This window comes from Arthrobacter gengyunqii (genome assembly GCF_023022985.1).
Taxonomy (GTDB): domain Bacteria; phylum Actinomycetota; class Actinomycetes; order Actinomycetales; family Micrococcaceae; genus Arthrobacter_B; species Arthrobacter_B gengyunqii.
In genome coordinates, this window is record NZ_CP095461.1 from 181,027 (window position 1) to 198,192 (window position 17,166).

The window sequence follows — 17,166 nt, forward strand, 5'->3', positions numbered from 1 at the left end:
GCCGGGTTGCTGCTGGTCTGGTTTCCATTTTGTCACCTGTGGCGCTGCGGCGTGGCAGCGGACTACGCTCGAATGATGGACGCGGCAGAAGTGAGGCGGGTATGCCTGGGGTTCCCGGGCGCTTACGAGGATTTCCCGTTTGGCCCGGAATCGTCTGTGTTCAAGGTGCAGGCAACCGGTGGCAAAGCGAAAATGTTTGCCCTGTGTGCGTTGGCCGGCATGCCCCTGACGATCAGCCTGAAGTGTGAGCCGGAGCTGGCCCAGCAGCTGCGGGCCGCCCATCCGCAGATCAACGGAGCCTGGCACATGAACAAGAAACACTGGAATTCCGTGGTGCTGGATGACGGACTGGAGGACGGGCTGGTGCGTGACTTGGTGGAGGATTCCTACGATTTGGTAGTGGCGTCGCTGCCGGCCCGGGACCGGGAGTCGCTGGCCTGGAAAGGGCTGGCGGGCGGATGAGCCGGGAACTGACTTATTCGGAAAGCGGCTACACGCGCCGGCCCTATCCGAGGCCGCTGACTGACCGGTGGCCTGAGGGCTACCGGCTGGTGCTGCGCCGGGAGAGCCTGGATGTCCCGGATCCGGCGGCCGGGTACCTGCGGCTGGCGAACGGGATCCTGAACTGGGATCTGCACCGGAAGGCCGGACTGTGGGTGGTGCCGGGCACGCCGCGTGCGGCTCCGGGAGTGGAGGTGGCCTCGGGCATCGGCGTGGGCCCGCTGCGCTACTACGCTCCCTGCCGGGTGCTGTGGGCTGAGGAACCGGCAGTGGACGACGACGGCATGCCGGTTCCCGGCCAGCGGGCAGGTTTTGGCTACGGCACGCTTCGCGGCCATCCGGAACGGGGAGAAGAGGGTTTTTATGCGGAGCTGGACGGCGACGGAAAACTCATCTTCCGGATCGCCGCCTACAGCCGCCCCGCCAACCGGGTGATGGCTGCCGGGGACTTCGCGAACCGCGGTGCGCAGGCGTTCTTCACCCGGCGCTACTTGGCCGCGGCCTCCGTGCTGGCTGCCGGCAGCTGATCGCGGAGCAGGACAAACGCCAGTCCCAAACCGGGAACTTCCTCCGGCATAAAACCGGCGGTGAGCAGGAGTTCCTGCGAGGCGGTGTTCTCCTCCTCCGTGTGGGCAATGACCCGGGAGACTACGGGCTCGTCCAGGGCCACCCGGGCGAGCGAAATCAGTGCCTCAGTGGCGTAGCCACGGTTCCTGCGGGAAGGAACCACGCTGTAACTCACTTCCACGTCACCGTCTTCGGGCAGCAGCAGGAAACCGACGGTCCCCACCACCTCACCCGTCTCTTGCTCGCGGATAAGTCGCGTCGCCAGAGCAGCAGGCGCAGCGGTGTGAATTCCCTGCTCAAAAAACTGGCGGGCGGCGTCGAGGTCGGTGGGCTGGGGAAAGTCCTCAGCCCAGCCGGGCAGTCGGGAGTGGGAGATGAGGGCATCCATCTCCGCTGGGGACACGGGGTCCAGGCTCAGGCGGTCAGTGATGACGCCGGAAGCCGGTGCCGGGAGGTCGGGAGTTAGAGTCACAGCACAATTGTGCACGGTCGGCGGCGATTTCCCCCATTTCATGGGACACCTACCCCTACTCGCGAACTAGCAGAAGGTGTCCTTCCCAGCGCTGAGACGTGCATCGTTTGTCATCTCGGCGGGACTGTGGATATCTTTTGCAGCGGCACGGGGAAAGGGCCATTCTTGCCGCATGCGAATCCCCGAGCCGTTGCCTGCTCCCTTAAGCTTCGAACCGTTCACCGTCGACGAGGCCGATGCCTACGGTGTCAGCCGCGGCCGGCTCCGGCACGGCCGGATTGTTCGGTTGAGCCGGTCCATCAAGTGCGTGGACGCCCTGGACCTGGCGGATCAGCAGCAGTTGCCGCCGCACCGCCGCTACCGGGCCTACACCCGCGTGACTCTGTATTCGGTGGCCTCCCACCGCACGGCCGCCGAGGTGTGGGGTTTCCCCCTGCCGGCCGCGCAGAACGATGGGCTGCTGCACATCCTTCGTCCGGCCGGGATGGCACCACAGCGGCGCGAGGGGGTATGCGGGCATACCGGCCGACTGTTCAGCGGCGAGGTCTGCGTTGTGGACGGGCTTGCCCTCACCTCAAGGGAAAAGACTTGGCTGGATCTGGCCCACCGGCTCAGCATTGTCGACTTGACGGTGATTGCCGATTTCCTGATCCGGGTGCCCCGGCCCGAATACGACCAGAGGGTGGCGCCTTATGCCACGAAGTCGTCACTGCAGGCCATAATCTCCCGGCACGGCGGAAAACGGGGGATTCGCAAGGCCCGGCTGGCGCTGGAGCTGAGCCGGGTTGGCGCGGACTCACCGCCGGAAACCCGGCTTCGGCTCGCCCTGGCGGAGGCGAGCCTGCCTGAGCCGCAGGTGAACGAGCCAATTCAGGATGACGACGGCGGCCTCCACCACCAGCCCGATCTCTCCTATCCGCTGTACCGGGTTGCGGTGGAATATGAGGGCGCCGGGCACAGTCGAACAGATCAGGTGGAGCGGGACATCGGACGGGAGGAGCGGATCCGCGGCCTCGGCTGGACGGAGGTCCGGATCTCGCGCCGGCACATGCTGGGGGACGCCCGTGCCGCGGTCAACAAAGTCCGGGCAGCGCTAGCCGCCGCTGGCTGGCGGCCCGGTCCTTCCCCCGCCTAAACGCCGCGAGATGACAGAAGGTGCACGTCTCAGGGCTGAGACATGCACCTTCTGCTATTTCGAGGGTGGGGGGCCTTAGCCGAAGTGCTTCGGCAGGGTTCCCTCGTAGGCTTCCTTCAGTTCCGACAACGGCAGCGAGAAGCGGCCCTGGAAGTCCAGCGCCTCAATCTCGGTGTCCACCACGCCAATGCGCATGTGCGCGTAACCGCGCGCCGAGCACATGTCCTTGAACCGGACCTCTTCGCTGCGGGCCACGGCCACCAGGGCACGGGACTGGGATTCGGAGAACAGCATCGTGAACAGGTCCACACCGTCCCGCTCGCAGACTTCGTCCAGCCCAATCCGGGCTCCGACGCCGAAGCGCAGCGCCATTTCGGACAGCGCGGCTGCCAGTCCGCCCTCGGACAAGTCATGCGCGGCGTCGATCATGCCGTCGCGGGAGGCATTGACCAGCAGTTCGCCGAGCAGTTTCTCCGTCTTCAGGTCCACCGCGGGCGGCTGTCCGCCGAGGTGGCCGTGCAGGTTCGCGAATTCCGAGCCGTCCAACTCGTCCTTCGTGACGCCCATCAGGTAGATGGCTTGGCCGTCCTCGCGCCAGCCCGACGGCGTGCGGCGGGCGACGTCGTCGAACACGCCCAGGACACCCACCACGGGGGTGGGGTGGATGGCAACGCCGCCGGTCTGGTTGTACAGCGAGACGTTGCCTCCGGTGACCGGAATGCCCAACTCCCGGCAGCCGTCAGCCAGGCCGCGGACGGCCTCGGCAAACTGCCACATGACCTCGGGATCCTCGGGGGAACCGAAGTTCAGGCAGTCGGTGACTGCCAGCGGGGTGGCCCCGGAGGTGGCCACGTTGCGGTAGGACTCGGCCAAGGCCAGGCGGGCACCCTCATACGGATTGAGGTAGGCGTACCGGCCGTTGGCGTCGGTGGAGATGGCCACACCCAGACCGGTGGTTTCATCCACGCGGATGACGCCGGCGTCGTCGGGCATCGCCAGCGCGGTGTTGCCCTGCACGTAGCGGTCAAACTGGTTGGTGACCCAGGACTTGTCGCACATGTTCGGCGAAGCCATCAGTTCCAGGATGGACTTCTTGATGGCTTCGGCTCCGAACGGGCGCTCCGCCGCGAAGGAATCCGACTGCAGCTGATCCTGCCACTCGGGGCGGTGGAAGGGGCGGTTGTACACCGGTCCCTCGTGCGCCACGGTCTTCGGATCGACGTCGACGATCGTTTCGCCGTCCCAGTCGATGATCAGCCGGCCGGTGCCGGTGACCTCGCCGAGCCAGGAGTATTCCACGTTCCACTTGTCCATGATGGCTTCGAACGCCTCAACGTTCTCCGGCGTGACCACGGCCATCATGCGTTCCTGCGACTCGGACATCAGGATTTCGCCCGGGGTCAGGGTGGGATCGCGCAGCAGCACCTTGGTCAGTTCTACGTGCATGCCGCCGTCGCCGTTGGATGCCAGTTCCGACGTCGCGCAGGAGATGCCGGCCGCACCCAGGTCCTGGATGCCCTCCACCACTGAGGACTTGAACAGTTCCAGACAGCACTCAATGAGCACCTTTTCGGCGAACGGATCGCCCACCTGGACGGCGGGCCGCTTCGAGGGCTTGTCCGCGTCGAAGGATTCCGAGGCCAGCACTGAGGCGCCGCCGATGCCGTCGCCGCCGGTGCGGGCTCCGAAGAGCACCACCTTGTTACCGGCGCCGGAGGCGTTGGCCAGCCGGATGTCCTCGTGCCGCATGACGCCCACGGCCAGGGCGTTGACCAGCGGGTTGCCCTGGTAGACGGAGTCGAAAACGAGTTCCCCGCCGATGTTCGGCAGGCCCAGGGAGTTGCCGTAGCCGCCGATGCCGGAGACGATGCCGTGCACCAGGCGGGCGGTGTCGGGGTGGTCGATGGCGCCGAAGCGCAGCGGGTCCATCACGGCCACCGGGCGGGCGCCCATGGAAATGATGTCGCGGACAATGCCGCCGACGCCGGTCGCGGCACCCTGGTAGGGCTCCACGAAGGAGGGGTGGTTGTGGGATTCCACCTTGAAGGTCACGGCCCAGCCCTCGCCGATGTCGACGACGCCGGCGTTTTCGCCGATGCCGACCAGCAGGTGTTCCTTCATTTTCTCGGTGACCTTCTCGCCGAACTGCGAGAGGTGCACCTTGGAGGACTTGTAGGAGCAGTGCTCGGACCACATGACCGAGTACATGGCCAGTTCTGCGGCGGTGGGGCGGCGGCCCAGGATCTCAACGACGCGGTTGAATTCGTCTTCCTTCAGGCCGAGTTCGGCCCAGGGAAGGTCGGTGTCCGGGGTGGCGGCGGCGTGCTCGACGGTGTCGATGCGGAATTTCTTCGCGCCGGCGGTGGAGTCTGCGGACACTGTCATTATTTGCCTCCGGCAACGAGCGAGGTGAGAACTGAGGTGAAGATGCCCAGGCCGTCGGTGCCGTAGCCCAGCCCGACCTCGCCGTAGGCGGAGGAGTCCGGGCCGAAACCCGGCTCCACTGCGTGTTCGGGGTGCGGCATGAGGCCGACGACGTTGCCGGCGGCGTTGGTGATGCCGGCAATGTTCCGGCGGGAACCGTTGGGGTTGGCGCCGTCGTAGCGGAACACCACGCGGCCTTCACCCTCGAGCTCGTCCAGTGTCTTTTCATCGGCGACGTACTGGCCGTCCTGGTTTTTCAGGGGAATGACCATGCCGGAGTTCTTTTCGTAGGAACCGGTCCAGGCCGTGGTGTTGTTTTCCACGCGCAGCAGCTGGTCCGCGCAGGAGAACTTGAGGTGGTTGTTTTTGATCATGGAGCCGGGCAGCAGATGTGCCTCGGTGAGGATCTGGAAACCGTTGCAGATGCCCAGCACGGGCATGCCGCCCTTGGAAGCATCCACCACTTTGTCCATCAGCGGCGCGAAGCGGGCAATGGCGCCGGCGCGGAGGTAGTCCCCGTAGGAGAAACCGCCGGGAATAATGACGGCGTCAACGCTTTGCAGGTTCGCTTCGTTGTGCCAGAGGCCGACGGCGGTGCCGCCGGCGAGGGTGACCGCACGGGCGGCGTCGCGGTCGTCGAGGGTGCCGGGGAAGGTGATGATGCCGATCCGGACGGCCCGCAGGGCATCATTTTCGGGGGCGACTGAGAAGTCGCCAATCAGGGGAGTACTCAAAATCAGGCCTCCGGGATTACTTCAACGCGGGTGACGTCCTCGATGACGGGGTTGGACAGCAGCGTGGCGGCTGCCGTGCGGGCCTGCTCGAGGACTTCTTCAGTCACGTCGCCGTCCACGGTCAGTTCGAAGCGCTTGCCCTGGCGGACGCCGGTAAATCCGGTCAGGCCCAGGCGCGGGAGGGCGCCGGCGATGGCCTTTCCCTGCGGATCGAGGATTTCGGGTTTGGGCATAACGTCAACAACGATCCGGGGCATCCGGGCAACTCCTGTGAGAGAAAAATGGGTGGCCGCGGACCCTGCCGTCTCACGCTGATTCAGCGCTCCGCGAGCTTGCACTGTTCAGTCTAGCGGCGTTTTTCGCGCCCGTCCTTTCGTGTCTTTTGCGGACGGTGAAGAGCCACGGGGGAGAGCTGGCCGGGTCAGGCCGGAACGCTGATCTGGAAGCCGCACCGGCACCGCAGCACTGTGGTGTCGATCTGGACTTCCGGAACGGGTGCTCCGTCCGGATCGGTAAAGACCGGTTCATAAATGGACGATGTGGAAGTGTCCTTCGGCTGCATCGGCTCTCCGCAGTGCAGGTACTGGGCGGTGGTGCTTTCCGCATTCAGTTGCCGTGCCCGAACGGAGGAGTGCCGCACCGGATGCCCGTAGAAACGGTCGCATTCCGAGCAGGTGTAGCTGATTTCCAGGAACTCCGCAGCATCTTCGCCGATGGCCGGTTCCACGGATTCAATGATGAGGTAGTCATCCGTTCCGCAGTACGTGCACCACGGAACGAAGGGTTCCTGGGCAGGGTCGGCTTCGTCTTCGGGTCTGGCCTGCGTTGACAATTGTGCCTCCAAAGAAGGTCCGGGCCGGAAGTCACCGCCCGGAGAGGATACTAAGCATGCTTAATGATTTTACGTAGCGAAGGGGCAGGCAACAAGTCTCCGGAGGTAGGCGGGCGGAAGGTGGGCTGCGTCACAGTCGTTAGAGTGGGTGCGTGAAAGCTCTTACCGTGAAGCCGGGCGTGATGCGCCGGTGCATAAATCTCTGGCCGCCCTTTGTTTTCGCCGGCATTCACATCACGCATCTGGGCGCCGACTCCCTGTCCGCAGAGGTGCGGCTGCGGTTGCACTGGTGGAACCGCAATGTGGCGGGGGTGCATTTCGGCGGTTCACTTTTCGCCATGACGGATCCGTTTTGGATGATGCTCCTGCTGCGCCATCTGGGTGCGGACCACGTGGTGTGGGACCGGGCGGCGGAAATCGACTTCATCAAGCCGGGCCGCGGCGATGTCACGGCGCGCTTCGTCCTCGCGCCGGCCGACGTGGAGCGCCTCAGGAAGCTGGCCGCCGGCGGAGACAAGGTCCTGGAGTGGTTCTCCGTGGACGTGGTGGACGCCGACGGCGGCGTGGTGGCGCGGGTGCGCAAGCAGGTGTACGTCCGCCGCAAGCCGGAGCGGACCAAGGCAGCAAAGGAAGGGCAGGCCCATGGATGACGCAGCGAATCCGCTGATCCCGACGTCGAACGAGCTGCTGGTCTACGGCATCTGGGCGGCGCTGCTGGTTCCGCTCGTAGTCGCCGTTCTGATGCTGGCCTGGTCTCGGGTCGTGACCGGGCGGGAGCGGTTGGGTCTGCTGCTGGTCTGCCTGTGCCTTCCCCTGCTGGGTTCGGTCCTAACGCTGATGCTCCTGCATCGGCGGCGCAAGCAGGCGGACCGGAAGCAGGACCGGGCCGCTACAGGTTTCCCTCCGCCGGGCCCAGCAGGGCGGTAAGGCTCTCCCAGCGGCCGATCTGGCAGCCGTCGCGCAGGGAGAAGGTCTGGTCCACGGCTTCGCCGTTCACGGTGCCGGTGACGCGGGCGCGCTGCTGCCCCTTGATTATCTGGGTGCACATCAGGTTCGCGTCCGGTGCTGCGAACAGTGCGGTTCCCCGGTCCGCCAGTGCGGCGCAGGCCGCAGCCGGATCCGGGGCATCGGAGCTCCCCTCGGGGGTGGCGCCGTCGCACTGCAGCGTCCAGGTTGTGCTTGTGCTTTCTCCGTCCTCCCGGTAATCCACGGTCAGCGACGTCCCGGCTGACGAAGGAGCCGGTGCCGGCGTTCCGGCGGCTGACGGAGACGCCGATTCAGAGGCGGACGGAGAAGCAGAAGCAGAGGCTGACGAAGGATCGTCGGGCGGAGTGCCGGCGGAGCCGCCGCACGCCGACAGGACAAGGGCTGCAACACCAAGGACCAGCAGTCCTCGAAATGGACGGAACATGAGTGAGACCTCCGGATAGGGTTGCCTCAGCCTAGCCAATTCCTCGGCCGGTTTCGTCCGCCTCGGCCGCGGCCCGCGCCTGAGCCAGAAAATATGCTCCCTGGCCTGGGTAATAGTCGCCAAACTCAGGAACCGTGCCGCCGCTGCGGACTGCCGCAAGCCGGTCCAGATAGTATTCCCAGCCGGGGCCTACGCCTTCTGCGGCCAGCGGATCATCCAGATGCTGAGTGAAATCCAGCCGAGTGCCGCCTGCACTGGACCGGAAGCGGATCTCCAGGTCCCAGCTGCCGTACTCATCCTCCACCAGCAGGCGAAGCAGTTCAGGGGCGGTGCATTCGGAAACCTGCAGCCGACTCCACGGCGATCCATCCTCATAGAGCATCTGCAGATCGGTGCTTTGCCCTCGGACGGGTGCCCCCTCCCAGCGGCCAAACCAGGAGGCTGCCTGGGATGAATCCGTGAAACTGGACCAGACGGCGGCCGGTGGTTCGGGAAACGTGCGGGTAAGGGTCAGGTCGTAGGATTCCGGTCCGGTGCGGATGATTCTGCCGGTGGGCTCTGGCTCCATCGCTGCTCCTGAAAGGGTTCCAGCAGGCCGAGGATGCCGGCCCGCAGCTGTTGCGACTCTTCGCTGAACTGCCGCTGGGCAGCAGCATACTCACTGCGGCCTGCCGGAGTCTCCACTGGAATCGGAGAATAGCCCCAATCCTGCAGATCATAGGGAGAAGCGCGCATATCCATGGTCCGGATACGCCAGGACAGCTCAAAACAGTCCATGACCAGCTCGCTGGGCAGCAGCGGCACCAACTTGTAAGCCCATTTGTACAGGTCCATGTTGGCGTGCAGGCAGCCCGGCTGCTCCAGGTCGGGCTGGTTCTTGCGGGTGGGCTGAAGCTCGTTCAGGGGAGTGGCCTGCGGTGCATAGAAGCGGAAGGCGTCAAAGTGGGTGCAACGGATTTTGCTGCGCTCCACCAGCTCATCGGTCCCCTCTGGGCCAAGGCGGAGCTGCAGGTATTCGTGCCGGATGCCGTTGGTGTCCGACTTGTAGGCCATCGCCCACTCATGCATGCCGAAGCAGCCCAGCGTCGGCTTCCTGGCGGCAGTGCGCGACAGCAGCATGGAGGTGAAGGCGGCAGCCTCTCCCCGCGCCGCCGCAAAGGCGGGCAGGTCCACGGTCACCGCCGTCGTGCCGCCGTCGAGCCCTGCCGCAGCAAGCTCCGGTTTGCTGAGGGTGCGGTAAAACTTCCAGTCCCTGCGCTCGCCGGCTGCCGCTCCGCTGAGGACGACGCCGGCTCCCGGATGCCAGCGCAGCAACTGTCCGGGCTTCTGGGAATAGTAGGTGAAGAGGAAGTCCTCCACCGGGTGTTTGTGCCCCGCCGACCGGCGGGCAAGGAAGCCCTCCACGAATGGCTGTACGCGCTCGCGGTGTTTCCGGGCAAGCGGCAGCCACTGATCCTCTGAGAGGACGGCGGAGAAACCGGAAGAAGTCACCACACCATTATCCCGCTTCGGGCAGCCGGGCGCAGTGTTGTTCCCTGCGGCACCGGTGTCCCGGATCAGCGCGCGTCCGATGCTACAGCCATCTGGGCTGCGGCAATGAGGCGGCGCATGGCTTCATTGAGCTCCTGCACCTGCTCCCGGGTCAGGTCCAGCCGTTCCATCATGGTGCCCGGAACTTCGGCGGCTTCCCGGCGCAGCGAACGGCCGGCTTCCGTCAGTTCCACGGCCAGGGAGCGGTCATCTTCCGGCGCGCGGTTGCGGGTGAGGAGCCCGGCAGTCTCCAGTCGTTTGAGCATCGGAGACAGTGTGGCCGGCTCCATCGCCAAGGCCGCGCCGAGGCTGCGGACGCTGCGCGGGCTCTGCTCCCAGAGGGCAAGCATGACCAGATACTGCGGATGGGTCAGGCCCAGTTTCTCCAGCACCGGCTTGTAGGCGCCGACGACGCTTCGGGAAGCTACGGACAGGGCAAAGCACAGCTGATGTTCCAGCAGGAGGTCCTCATCGGCCCGGCTCATGTCCTCATCCCTTCGCGAAATCATTAGTGCACTAATGATTAGCGTACTATGGGCTGCAGGCGAAGATGTCGCGGAAAGGTGCAGGACATGGAGAACAAAGAGAGTTTTACCTCGAAATTCATGCGGACCACCGGGAGGGTCCGGAAGATTTTCGGTCCGGCACAGACCAGTTCCCTGGACCATCCCATGACTGATGAAAACCAGAAGCTGCTCAAGGAGCAGCAGGCCCAGGAGAAGGCCCTCTGGGAAACCGTCACGCGCGCCGACGGCAGCAGCTACATCGTTTCGCGCAAGTCGGAGTAGCATCTCCCGCCGGTTCGACGTCAATGTTTTGCGTTGTCCACCAGCAACGCGGGGGTGGCACGTAGGGTTGATTAACCCGGAATCCAGGTGACCAGCGCCTGGACGGAATTCCGGCCTTCAACCGCACAAGGAACTTTCCATGAGCGATGAAATCCCTCGCCGGCCGGCACCTTTTTCCCACGGTGGCGGCACGTTGGGGCGGCTCGCCAACCTGGTCTCGGTGTTCTACGGCGACGCCGCACGTGATCGGGTGACCGAGCCGGTCCGGCATTTGCACGATGATCTGGAAAACGAGATCGACGCGCAGCTGGGGGCAATCCGAGTACTGACGGATAAAGCGGGCAACCACTATGCCGTTCGGATTACTGCCCCGGCGGAACCTGATCCACCGGGACCGCCCCTGTCCTACCGGAACTATTCACTCCGGCCGCCCCTGCGTCCGGACGACTGACAGCGCCCTGCCGGGCAGCCAAGGGATCCCGGCAGGGAAAGCGGCAGAAGCCGCTAGCGGCCGGTGCCGCCGTACACGGTGGCCTCGGCATCGCCGTCGAGCCCGAAGGCCGCATGGACGGCGCGGACAGCAGTGTCCAGAAGCGCGGCGTCTGTGACCACCGAGATGCGGATCTCCGAGGTGGAAATCATGTCGATGTTCACCCCGGCCTCGTGCAGCGCCTGGAAGAAGCGGTGCGAAACTCCCGGGTTGGAGCGCATGCCGGCGCCGATCAGGGAAAGCTTGCCGATCTGCTCGTCGTAATCGATGCTGTCGAAGCCCACGGTTTCCTTCGCGGCGTTCAACGCATCAATGGCGTCCTTGCCGTCAATGATCGGCAACGTGAAGGAGATGTCCGTCTTGCCCGAGCCCTGGGTGGAGACGTTCTGGACGATCATGTCGATGTTGGAGTTGGCCCCGGCCACGATGCCGAAGATCTCCGCGGCCTTGCCGGGAATGTCCGGAACGCCGATCACCGTGACCTTGGCTTCGGAGCGGTCATGTGCAACGCCGGAAATGATGGGCTGTTCCAAGGGTTCTCCCTCTTGAATCTTGATCTTGTCATCGGGGCTGGGCAGCACCCAGGTTCCCTCTTTTTGGCTGAAGGAGGAGCGTACGTGCAGCGGAACGCCGAACCGGCGGGCGTACTCCACGCAGCGAAGGTGCAGGATTTTGGCACCGGAGGCAGCCATTTCCAGCATTTCCTCGCTGGAGATGGTGTCTATTTTCTGCGCGGTCGGCGCCACGCGGGGATCGGCGGTGTAGATGCCGTCCACGTCGGTATAGATCTCACAGACATCCGCGCCCAGGGCGGCGGCCAGTGCGACGGCGGTGGTGTCCGAGCCGCCGCGGCCCAGGGTGGTGATGTCGTGGCTGTCCCGGCTCATGCCCTGGAACCCGGCAACAATGGCGACGTCGCCCTTTTCGATGGCGGTCTTGATCCGGTGCGGTGAAACGTCGATGATGCGGGCCTTGCCGTGGATGGCATCGGTAATCATGCCGGCCTGGCTGCCGGTGAAGGACTGGGCCGATCCGCCGCGTTCATTGATGGCCATGGCCAGCAGCGCCATGGAAATGCGTTCGCCTGCGCTCAGCAGCATGTCCATCTCACGGGCATTTCCGCCGGAGGTAATCTGTGCTGCCAAATCCAGCAGTTCATCGGTGCTGTCGCCCATGGCGGAAACCACCACCACCACCTCGTTGCCTGCGGCGTGCGTATCCACCACCCGCTTGGCAACGCGCTTGATTCCTTCGGCGTCCGACACGGAGGAACCGCCGAATTTCTGAACAATCAGGCTCATGCGTACACGCTCTCTGAATCACTTCCGGTTTGCTGCCCGGCGACGTCCTCGGCGCGGTGCATCTGATGTCATCCCCGGCAGTCCGGGGAAGCCGGGCCACGGATACTGTGGCCAATCATCAAAAGTCTAGCGTTGCGGCCTGAACGCACCGAAATAGAAGGGACATATGCACTTAACGTCACTCTTATGTCCGGACATGCCCCGAACCCGCATGAGGCAAATTTGTCCCGCCGCCAGTCTGGGCAGGTTTTATCCGGGTTGCCGCTTAGGACATGCTCCGGCGGCCCTCGAAGGCCCGTCCCAGCGTAATTTCGTCGGCGTATTCCAGATCTCCGCCCACCGGCAGCCCGGAGGCCAGCCTGGTGACATTGATGCCCAGCGTCTTGAGCATCCGCGACAGGTAGGTGGCGGTGGCTTCGCCTTCGAGGTTGGGGTCCGTGGCGATGATGATTTCCGAGATCTGCTCGTCCGAGAGCCGGCTCAGCAGTTCCCTGATGCGCAGCTGGTCCGGGCCGATCCCGGCAATGGGATTAATGGCGCCGCCCAGCACGTGGTAGCGGCCGCGGAAGGAACGGGTACGTTCCACCGCGATCACATCCTTGGACTCCTCGACCACGCAGATCATGGTCGGATCGCGGCGGCTGTCGCGGCAGATGGTGCAGGTTTCCTGCTCGGTGACGTTGCCGCAGATGCTGCAGAACTTCACCTTGTCCTTGACGGTGACGATGGAGGACGCCAGTTTCCGCATATCCTCGGGGTCGGCTTCCAGGATGTGGAAGGCAATGCGCTGGGCGGACTTGGGGCCAATCCCCGGAAGTCTGCCCAGCTCATCAATCAGTTCCTGAACGGCGCCTTCGTACACGTGACCTTCTCTGCTGGTTGACTGTGCGCCGCCGCGGGGGCTGCGCTGGTAATTCCGGTGCCGGCCGAACCTGCCGGTGAAGGTGCGCCGGCCGAGGCGCCGGAGTGAGGTTGTCGGAACGGAACGGTTATCGGCCGTCGACGCTGCGTTCCTCGATCAGCCGGCCGCCCAGGATCCGCTCGATGGCTTTCCTGCCCACCAGCCCGGAATCTTCAAGCCTGATGTCATCCGCGCTGGGGATGTCCTCCACCAAGTTTACGTTGCTGCGTCCGGCTGCTGCGGTTGCCGACCCGCTGCGCGCGGCAGCTTCATTGAGCAGTTTTTGGTAACGGCTCAGCGGCCGGCCATCATTGCCGCCGGGGCCGGACCCGTGTGGTGCCGCCGCCTGTGCCTGCGGCCGAGTCGGTGCGGCCGACGACGGCGCGGGAGCCGGCGCTGCCGCAGCAGGCCGGGAGGGAACTGCGGTCCGTGCTGCCGGTTGTGCGGATGAGTCGGCTGCCGGGTTTGCTGCCCGTCCTCCTGTCGCTGCCGAGGACGCTGGTGCATTGTCGCCGCGGCCGTCGGCCGTGCGGGCAGGGGAAGAATCGGTTCCCGCCCAGTTGGTGGCAGCCCACTCGCTATCGGACAGGTTCCCGGCCGAGTAGACATCGGTCGGCGGCTCGGCCTGTTCCCAGGCGTTGCTTTCCGGTCCGCCGGCGTAGGGGTCCTCGGGCGGCTCCTGCTGCCAGTCTTCCGGTAGGGGACCGGGAGCTGCGGCACCGCTGTTTCGGCTGCTGCGCGGCTGGGACCGTGAAGAGGACGGGCCCTGCTGCGCGGGTGCGGACTGATCGTTCGAACCCTGCTGGGGAGTTTGTCCGCGGCGACGGTTCAGCGCGGCTGCTGCCGCGGGACCGGACACCACAGCTGATGATCCGTTGGCACTCGGCCGCTGCGCCGACGCTGCCGGGCCGGTCTGCAGAGCAGGGCTTCCCGGGGCTGCTGCAGCAGGGGCCGCCGAAGCATCCGGGGTCGCCTGAGCAACCGGAGTTGCTGGAGCCGGTGTCTCCGACGCTGCTGCCGGCGCGTCGGTTGCCGTCGGGACAGTGGCCTTCGCCGCCCTCGATGCTGGAGCGGCGGCCGAAGCCGTTGCCAATGCCGAAGGCGCGGCGTGTTGTGGGGACGGAGCCTGGACCTGCGCGGGAGCCGGCGCCGGGGTTAACCGGCTACCTGCTTTTGGGCCCGACTCACCCGCCGAACTGTCGTGCACCACATTGACCTGGCAATCCACTCCAAGGACCTGGCTGACCGCCTTTCGGAGGTTCTCCAGATGATCCGGGCGGTTGAAGTTGGTGGCTGCGCCCTGGTTGCTGAACGCCAGCTGCAGGATTCGCCCGTCGAAGGACTTGGGGCTGGCATTCTTGCTGACGTTCAGCCACGTAGCGCGGCGGATTCCCGTGAGGGCGTCCATGATTTCAGGCCACGCGCGGCGGATCATTTCGATCTGGCCGCCCGGGGCATCGCCGGCGCCGGCGACGCCCGTCTGCGGCGCGGCAGGAGCCGGTGTTGCCGGTGCGGAGGTTGCAGATACAGGGGCTGCAGAAGCTGGAGCGGCAGAGCCGGGAGCGGATGTTGCCCGAGAGTCCTGTGCCGGGGAAGGCGCCCGCCGGTGATCCTGTTCCGCAGCTGGGGATGCGGCCGGACCGGCAGCCGTGGCCGGAGGAGTTGCACCGTTGCCGGCAAATCCGGACGGGGCGGTCCCCGCGGATCCGTTTGACGTGTTTGTTGCACCCTGCGGTTCCGGTGCGGTGGCCCAGGTTCCGCCCCAGTCCAGGGGGGAACTGTCCGAAGCACCTGAAGCACCTGAAGCACCTGAAGCAGCGGCTGCCGGGACGGCGTCCGGCCGGGGTTCAGCCGGCGCCGCCGGTGCATCCGCAACCACGGCGGGTGTCTCCGGTGCCGCCGTCGGGCGTGCCGCGGGGATGGATTCCACCGGCGACGACGCCGCTGCAGCCCGGCCCACGGCCTCGGTGCTGTCCCCGGCGTAGCTCAGACGCCGTTCGATCCGGTCAACACGTGCGGCAGTGCCGCGTTCGGTCTGGTCCGAGGCCGGCAGCAGGATGCGTGCACACAACAGCTCCAGGTGCAGCCGCGGGGAAGTGGCGCCGGTCATTTCCGTCAGCGCGGTGTTGGTGATGTCCGCGGCGCGGGAGAGCTCGGCGCCGCCGAGCTGGGTTGCCTGCGTGCTCATCCGGTTGATCTGGTCTTCCGGCATCCCGCGCAGCACCGCGGCGGCGCTGTCCGGCATGGCGTGGACAACGATCAGGTCGCGGAAGCGTTCCAGCAGGTCCTCGACAAACCGGCGGGGGTCCTGGCCGGTCTGGATAACGCGGTCCACGGCACGAAAGACGGTTGCGGCGTCTCCGGCTGCAAAGGCGTCAACGACGTCGTCGAGCAGTGAGATGGGCGTGTAGCCCAGGAGGTTGACGGCCAGCTCGTAGTCCAATCCGGATTCTCCGGCGCCGGCCATCAGCTGGTCCAGCACGGACAGCGAGTCACGCACAGATCCGCCGCCGGCACGGATCACCAGAGACAGGACGCCGGGGGCAACCGGAACGTTTTCCTGCTGGCAGAGCTTGTCCAAGTAGGCCAGGAGCGGTTCAGGCGGAACCAGGCGGAACGGATAGTGGTGGGTGCGGGACCGGATGGTGCCGATCACCTTGTCCGGCTCCGTGGTGGCGAAGATGAACTTGATGTGCTCCGGGGGCTCTTCCACGATCTTGAGCAGGGCGTTGAAGCCGGCCGAGGTGACCATGTGGGCTTCGTCAATGATGAAGATCTTGTAGCGGTCGCGGACCGGGGCAAAGGTGGCGCGTTCGCGCAGGTCGCGGGCATCGTCCACACCACCGTGGCTGGCGGCGTCAATCTCGATGACGTCCAGGCTGCCGGATCCGTTGCGGGCCAGTTCAACGCAGCTGTCGCACTTGCCGCAGGGGACCGGCGTCGGGCCTTCGGCGCAGTTCAGGCAGCGCGCGAGGATGCGCGCGGAGGTGGTTTTTCCGCAGCCGCGGGGACCGGAGAAGAGATAGGCGTGATTCACGCGGTTTTTGGAGAGCGCCGCCATCAGCGGCTCAGTGACGTGCTCCTGCCCGATCACATCCGCGAAGCTCTCGGGACGGTAGCGGCGGTAAAGGGCTGTACTCACAGATAGAACCCTATCGGTTGGCACTGACGGTTTGCATCCCGGCGCCAGGGGCGGGGAAAACCTGTTGGTCCTGAAAAAATTAAAGACCCCCCATGCACCTGCCAGAGCCCGCTTACCCTTGCTACCTTCCGGTCCTGGGGGAGTTCACAGGATGACACCACATGAGGGGCCGCGAACCAGTCTACCCGATTTTTGGAGTGCTTTTGCGGGGGTGGGTTTCAAGAGGTTCTGCCTGCGCTCCGAGGCCCTTGTTTGCCCCTGAATGCGCCCTGTATATAGGAGAGCCGCAGAGGAGGCGGATCCGGGGTCAGAACGGTGTCCGTATGTAGCGGTACATGTCCTTCCACTGTGCCCCCACCTTCTGCCAGGAGGGCAGCAGTGCGTCCCTTCTGTAGCCGGCTCGTTCCGCCGCACGCCAGGACCCCTCATTCCATGGCTCTATATACAGGTGGATTCGGCGCATGTTCGCTTCGGTCAGGGCCCACTCCGTCAGCAGGTCCAGTGCGGCACCGGCATAGCCCTGTTTCCGGTGGTTCGGGCCGATCCAATATCCGATGGTGTCCGGGTTGCTGGTCCGACGGGAGGATTGCCCCGGCCACAAGCCGATCTGACCCACGGCAGCATCGGAGGCGGCATCGGTAATGGCGAAGGACCAGCCGGCTCCGCTGATTAGCCGCTGATGCTGACGCTCAATGAACGCCAGTGCTTCGGGCCGTCCCGCTGTGGTGGGAACGGAAGTGATCAGGGGAATCAGGGGATCCCGGGATGCAGATTGGATAATTCCGACGTCGGCGGCTGTGAAAGCACGCAGCGTCACCCGGGTGCCGGCAGTGTGGGAGGGGGTCGTAAGAAGAGGGAGTTCGAGGGGAAGGCTCAGTGCTCGCTTATGGGACGACGGCATGGCGCTCCTCCTTTTATGGGACGTTCACATGCGCACC

20 protein-coding genes and 1 other RNA gene are annotated in these 17,166 nt (G+C 65.4%); 7 read left to right on the forward strand and 14 right to left on the reverse strand.

What is annotated here, in order from left to right; translation table 11 throughout:
* Positions 1-75: 75 nt before the first annotated feature.
* Positions 76-462 (forward strand): MmcQ/YjbR family DNA-binding protein, encoded by a 387-nt coding sequence (locus tag MUG94_RS00940; protein ID WP_227891097.1) that lies wholly within the window; start codon positions 76-78, stop codon positions 460-462.
* Positions 459-1,028 carry a DUF1990 domain-containing protein gene (locus tag MUG94_RS00945; RefSeq protein ID WP_227891098.1) on the forward strand — a complete coding sequence of 190 codons (570 nt, stop codon included), beginning with the start codon at positions 459-461 and terminating at the stop codon, positions 1,026-1,028. The genes MUG94_RS00940 and MUG94_RS00945 overlap by 4 nt, the downstream gene beginning before the upstream one ends.
* Here the strand turns inward: MUG94_RS00945 and MUG94_RS00950 are convergent.
* Positions 989-1,540: a GNAT family N-acetyltransferase gene (locus MUG94_RS00950; RefSeq protein ID WP_227891099.1), complete on the reverse strand. Its 552-nt coding sequence runs from the start codon at positions 1,538-1,540 to the stop codon at positions 989-991. The two genes, MUG94_RS00945 and MUG94_RS00950, sit on opposite strands and share 40 nt — an antisense overlap.
* 172 nt (positions 1,541-1,712) lie before the next feature.
* Here MUG94_RS00950 and MUG94_RS00955 point away from each other — a divergent pair, with 172 nt between their 5' ends.
* Positions 1,713-2,675, forward strand: coding sequence for a hypothetical protein (locus tag MUG94_RS00955; RefSeq protein WP_227907545.1), 963 nt, complete (start codon positions 1,713-1,715; stop codon positions 2,673-2,675).
* A 75-nt stretch (positions 2,676-2,750) separates the two neighbouring features.
* Here MUG94_RS00955 and purL read toward each other — a convergent pair whose 3' ends face one another.
* The 4 genes from purL to MUG94_RS00975 form a co-directional block, all read right to left on the reverse strand.
* Positions 2,751-5,060: a phosphoribosylformylglycinamidine synthase subunit PurL gene (gene purL / locus MUG94_RS00960; protein ID WP_227907546.1), complete on the reverse strand. Its 2,310-nt coding sequence runs from the start codon at positions 5,058-5,060 to the stop codon at positions 2,751-2,753.
* The gene (gene purQ / locus MUG94_RS00965; protein WP_423724185.1) at positions 5,060-5,836 is read right to left on the reverse strand and encodes a phosphoribosylformylglycinamidine synthase subunit PurQ; all 777 of its coding nucleotides are present in this window, start codon (positions 5,834-5,836) and stop codon (positions 5,060-5,062) included. The genes purL and purQ overlap by 1 nt, the downstream gene beginning before the upstream one ends.
* Complete coding sequence (gene purS / locus MUG94_RS00970; RefSeq protein ID WP_104053637.1) at positions 5,836-6,090, reverse strand: phosphoribosylformylglycinamidine synthase subunit PurS; 255 nt, start codon at positions 6,088-6,090, stop codon at positions 5,836-5,838. The genes purQ and purS overlap by 1 nt, the downstream gene beginning before the upstream one ends.
* Before the next feature lie 164 nt (positions 6,091-6,254).
* The gene (locus MUG94_RS00975; RefSeq protein ID WP_227891102.1) at positions 6,255-6,665 is read right to left on the reverse strand and encodes a hypothetical protein; all 411 of its coding nucleotides are present in this window, start codon (positions 6,663-6,665) and stop codon (positions 6,255-6,257) included.
* A gap of 152 nt (positions 6,666-6,817) precedes the next feature.
* Here MUG94_RS00975 and MUG94_RS00980 point away from each other — a divergent pair, with 152 nt between their 5' ends.
* Together MUG94_RS00980 and MUG94_RS00985 are read left to right on the forward strand one after the other, a co-directional pair.
* Complete coding sequence (locus MUG94_RS00980; protein ID WP_227907547.1) at positions 6,818-7,315, forward strand: DUF4442 domain-containing protein; 498 nt, start codon at positions 6,818-6,820, stop codon at positions 7,313-7,315.
* The gene (locus tag MUG94_RS00985) at positions 7,308-7,592 is read left to right on the forward strand and encodes a hypothetical protein (RefSeq protein ID WP_227891104.1); all 285 of its coding nucleotides are present in this window, start codon (positions 7,308-7,310) and stop codon (positions 7,590-7,592) included. Before MUG94_RS00980 ends, MUG94_RS00985 begins: the two co-directional genes overlap by 8 nt.
* Here MUG94_RS00985 and MUG94_RS00990 read toward each other — a convergent pair.
* The 4 genes from MUG94_RS00990 to MUG94_RS01005 form a co-directional block, all read right to left on the reverse strand.
* Positions 7,555-8,076, reverse strand: coding sequence for a hypothetical protein (locus tag MUG94_RS00990; protein WP_227907548.1), 522 nt, complete (start codon positions 8,074-8,076; stop codon positions 7,555-7,557). The two genes, MUG94_RS00985 and MUG94_RS00990, sit on opposite strands and share 38 nt — an antisense overlap.
* 31 nt (positions 8,077-8,107) lie before the next feature.
* Positions 8,108-8,644: an SRPBCC domain-containing protein gene (locus MUG94_RS00995; RefSeq protein ID WP_227891106.1), complete on the reverse strand. Its 537-nt coding sequence runs from the start codon at positions 8,642-8,644 to the stop codon at positions 8,108-8,110.
* Positions 8,587-9,567, reverse strand: coding sequence for a 3-methyladenine DNA glycosylase (locus tag MUG94_RS01000; RefSeq protein ID WP_227907549.1), 981 nt, complete (start codon positions 9,565-9,567; stop codon positions 8,587-8,589). The genes MUG94_RS00995 and MUG94_RS01000 overlap by 58 nt, the downstream gene beginning before the upstream one ends.
* Positions 9,568-9,632: 65 nt before the next feature.
* Positions 9,633-10,091, reverse strand: coding sequence for a MarR family winged helix-turn-helix transcriptional regulator (locus tag MUG94_RS01005; RefSeq protein WP_227907550.1), 459 nt, complete (start codon positions 10,089-10,091; stop codon positions 9,633-9,635).
* A gap of 87 nt (positions 10,092-10,178) precedes the next feature.
* On the opposite strand from MUG94_RS01005, the gene MUG94_RS01010 reads away from it, so the two are divergent.
* Together MUG94_RS01010 and MUG94_RS01015 are read left to right on the forward strand one after the other, a co-directional pair.
* Complete coding sequence (locus tag MUG94_RS01010; protein WP_227891109.1) at positions 10,179-10,394, forward strand: hypothetical protein; 216 nt, start codon at positions 10,179-10,181, stop codon at positions 10,392-10,394.
* Positions 10,395-10,533: 139 nt separating this feature from the next.
* Entirely contained in the window at positions 10,534-10,845 is a 312-nt protein-coding gene (locus MUG94_RS01015; RefSeq protein WP_227907551.1) for a hypothetical protein, read from the forward strand.
* A gap of 53 nt (positions 10,846-10,898) precedes the next feature.
* Here the strand turns inward: MUG94_RS01015 and MUG94_RS01020 are convergent, their stop codons facing one another.
* The 5 genes from MUG94_RS01020 to MUG94_RS01040 all read right to left on the reverse strand — a co-directional run bounded on the left by MUG94_RS01020 (position 10,899) and on the right by MUG94_RS01040 (position 17,129).
* Positions 10,899-12,185, reverse strand: coding sequence for an aspartate kinase (locus MUG94_RS01020; RefSeq protein ID WP_227907552.1), 1,287 nt, complete (start codon positions 12,183-12,185; stop codon positions 10,899-10,901).
* A gap of 265 nt (positions 12,186-12,450) precedes the next feature.
* Positions 12,451-13,047: a recombination mediator RecR gene (gene recR / locus MUG94_RS01025; RefSeq protein ID WP_227891112.1), complete on the reverse strand. Its 597-nt coding sequence runs from the start codon at positions 13,045-13,047 to the stop codon at positions 12,451-12,453.
* Between the two features lie 127 nt (positions 13,048-13,174).
* Positions 13,175-16,228: a DNA polymerase III subunit gamma and tau gene (locus MUG94_RS01030; protein WP_227907553.1), complete on the reverse strand. Its 3,054-nt coding sequence runs from the start codon at positions 16,226-16,228 to the stop codon at positions 13,175-13,177.
* A 78-nt stretch (positions 16,229-16,306) separates the two neighbouring features.
* An RNA gene (ffs, locus tag MUG94_RS01035) (signal recognition particle sRNA small type) lies at positions 16,307-16,402 on the reverse strand.
* Positions 16,403-16,535: 133 nt separating this feature from the next.
* Positions 16,536-17,129 carry a GNAT family N-acetyltransferase gene (locus tag MUG94_RS01040; protein ID WP_227907554.1) on the reverse strand — a complete coding sequence of 198 codons (594 nt, stop codon included), beginning with the start codon at positions 17,127-17,129 and terminating at the stop codon, positions 16,536-16,538.
* Between the last annotated feature and the right edge of the window lie 37 nt (positions 17,130-17,166).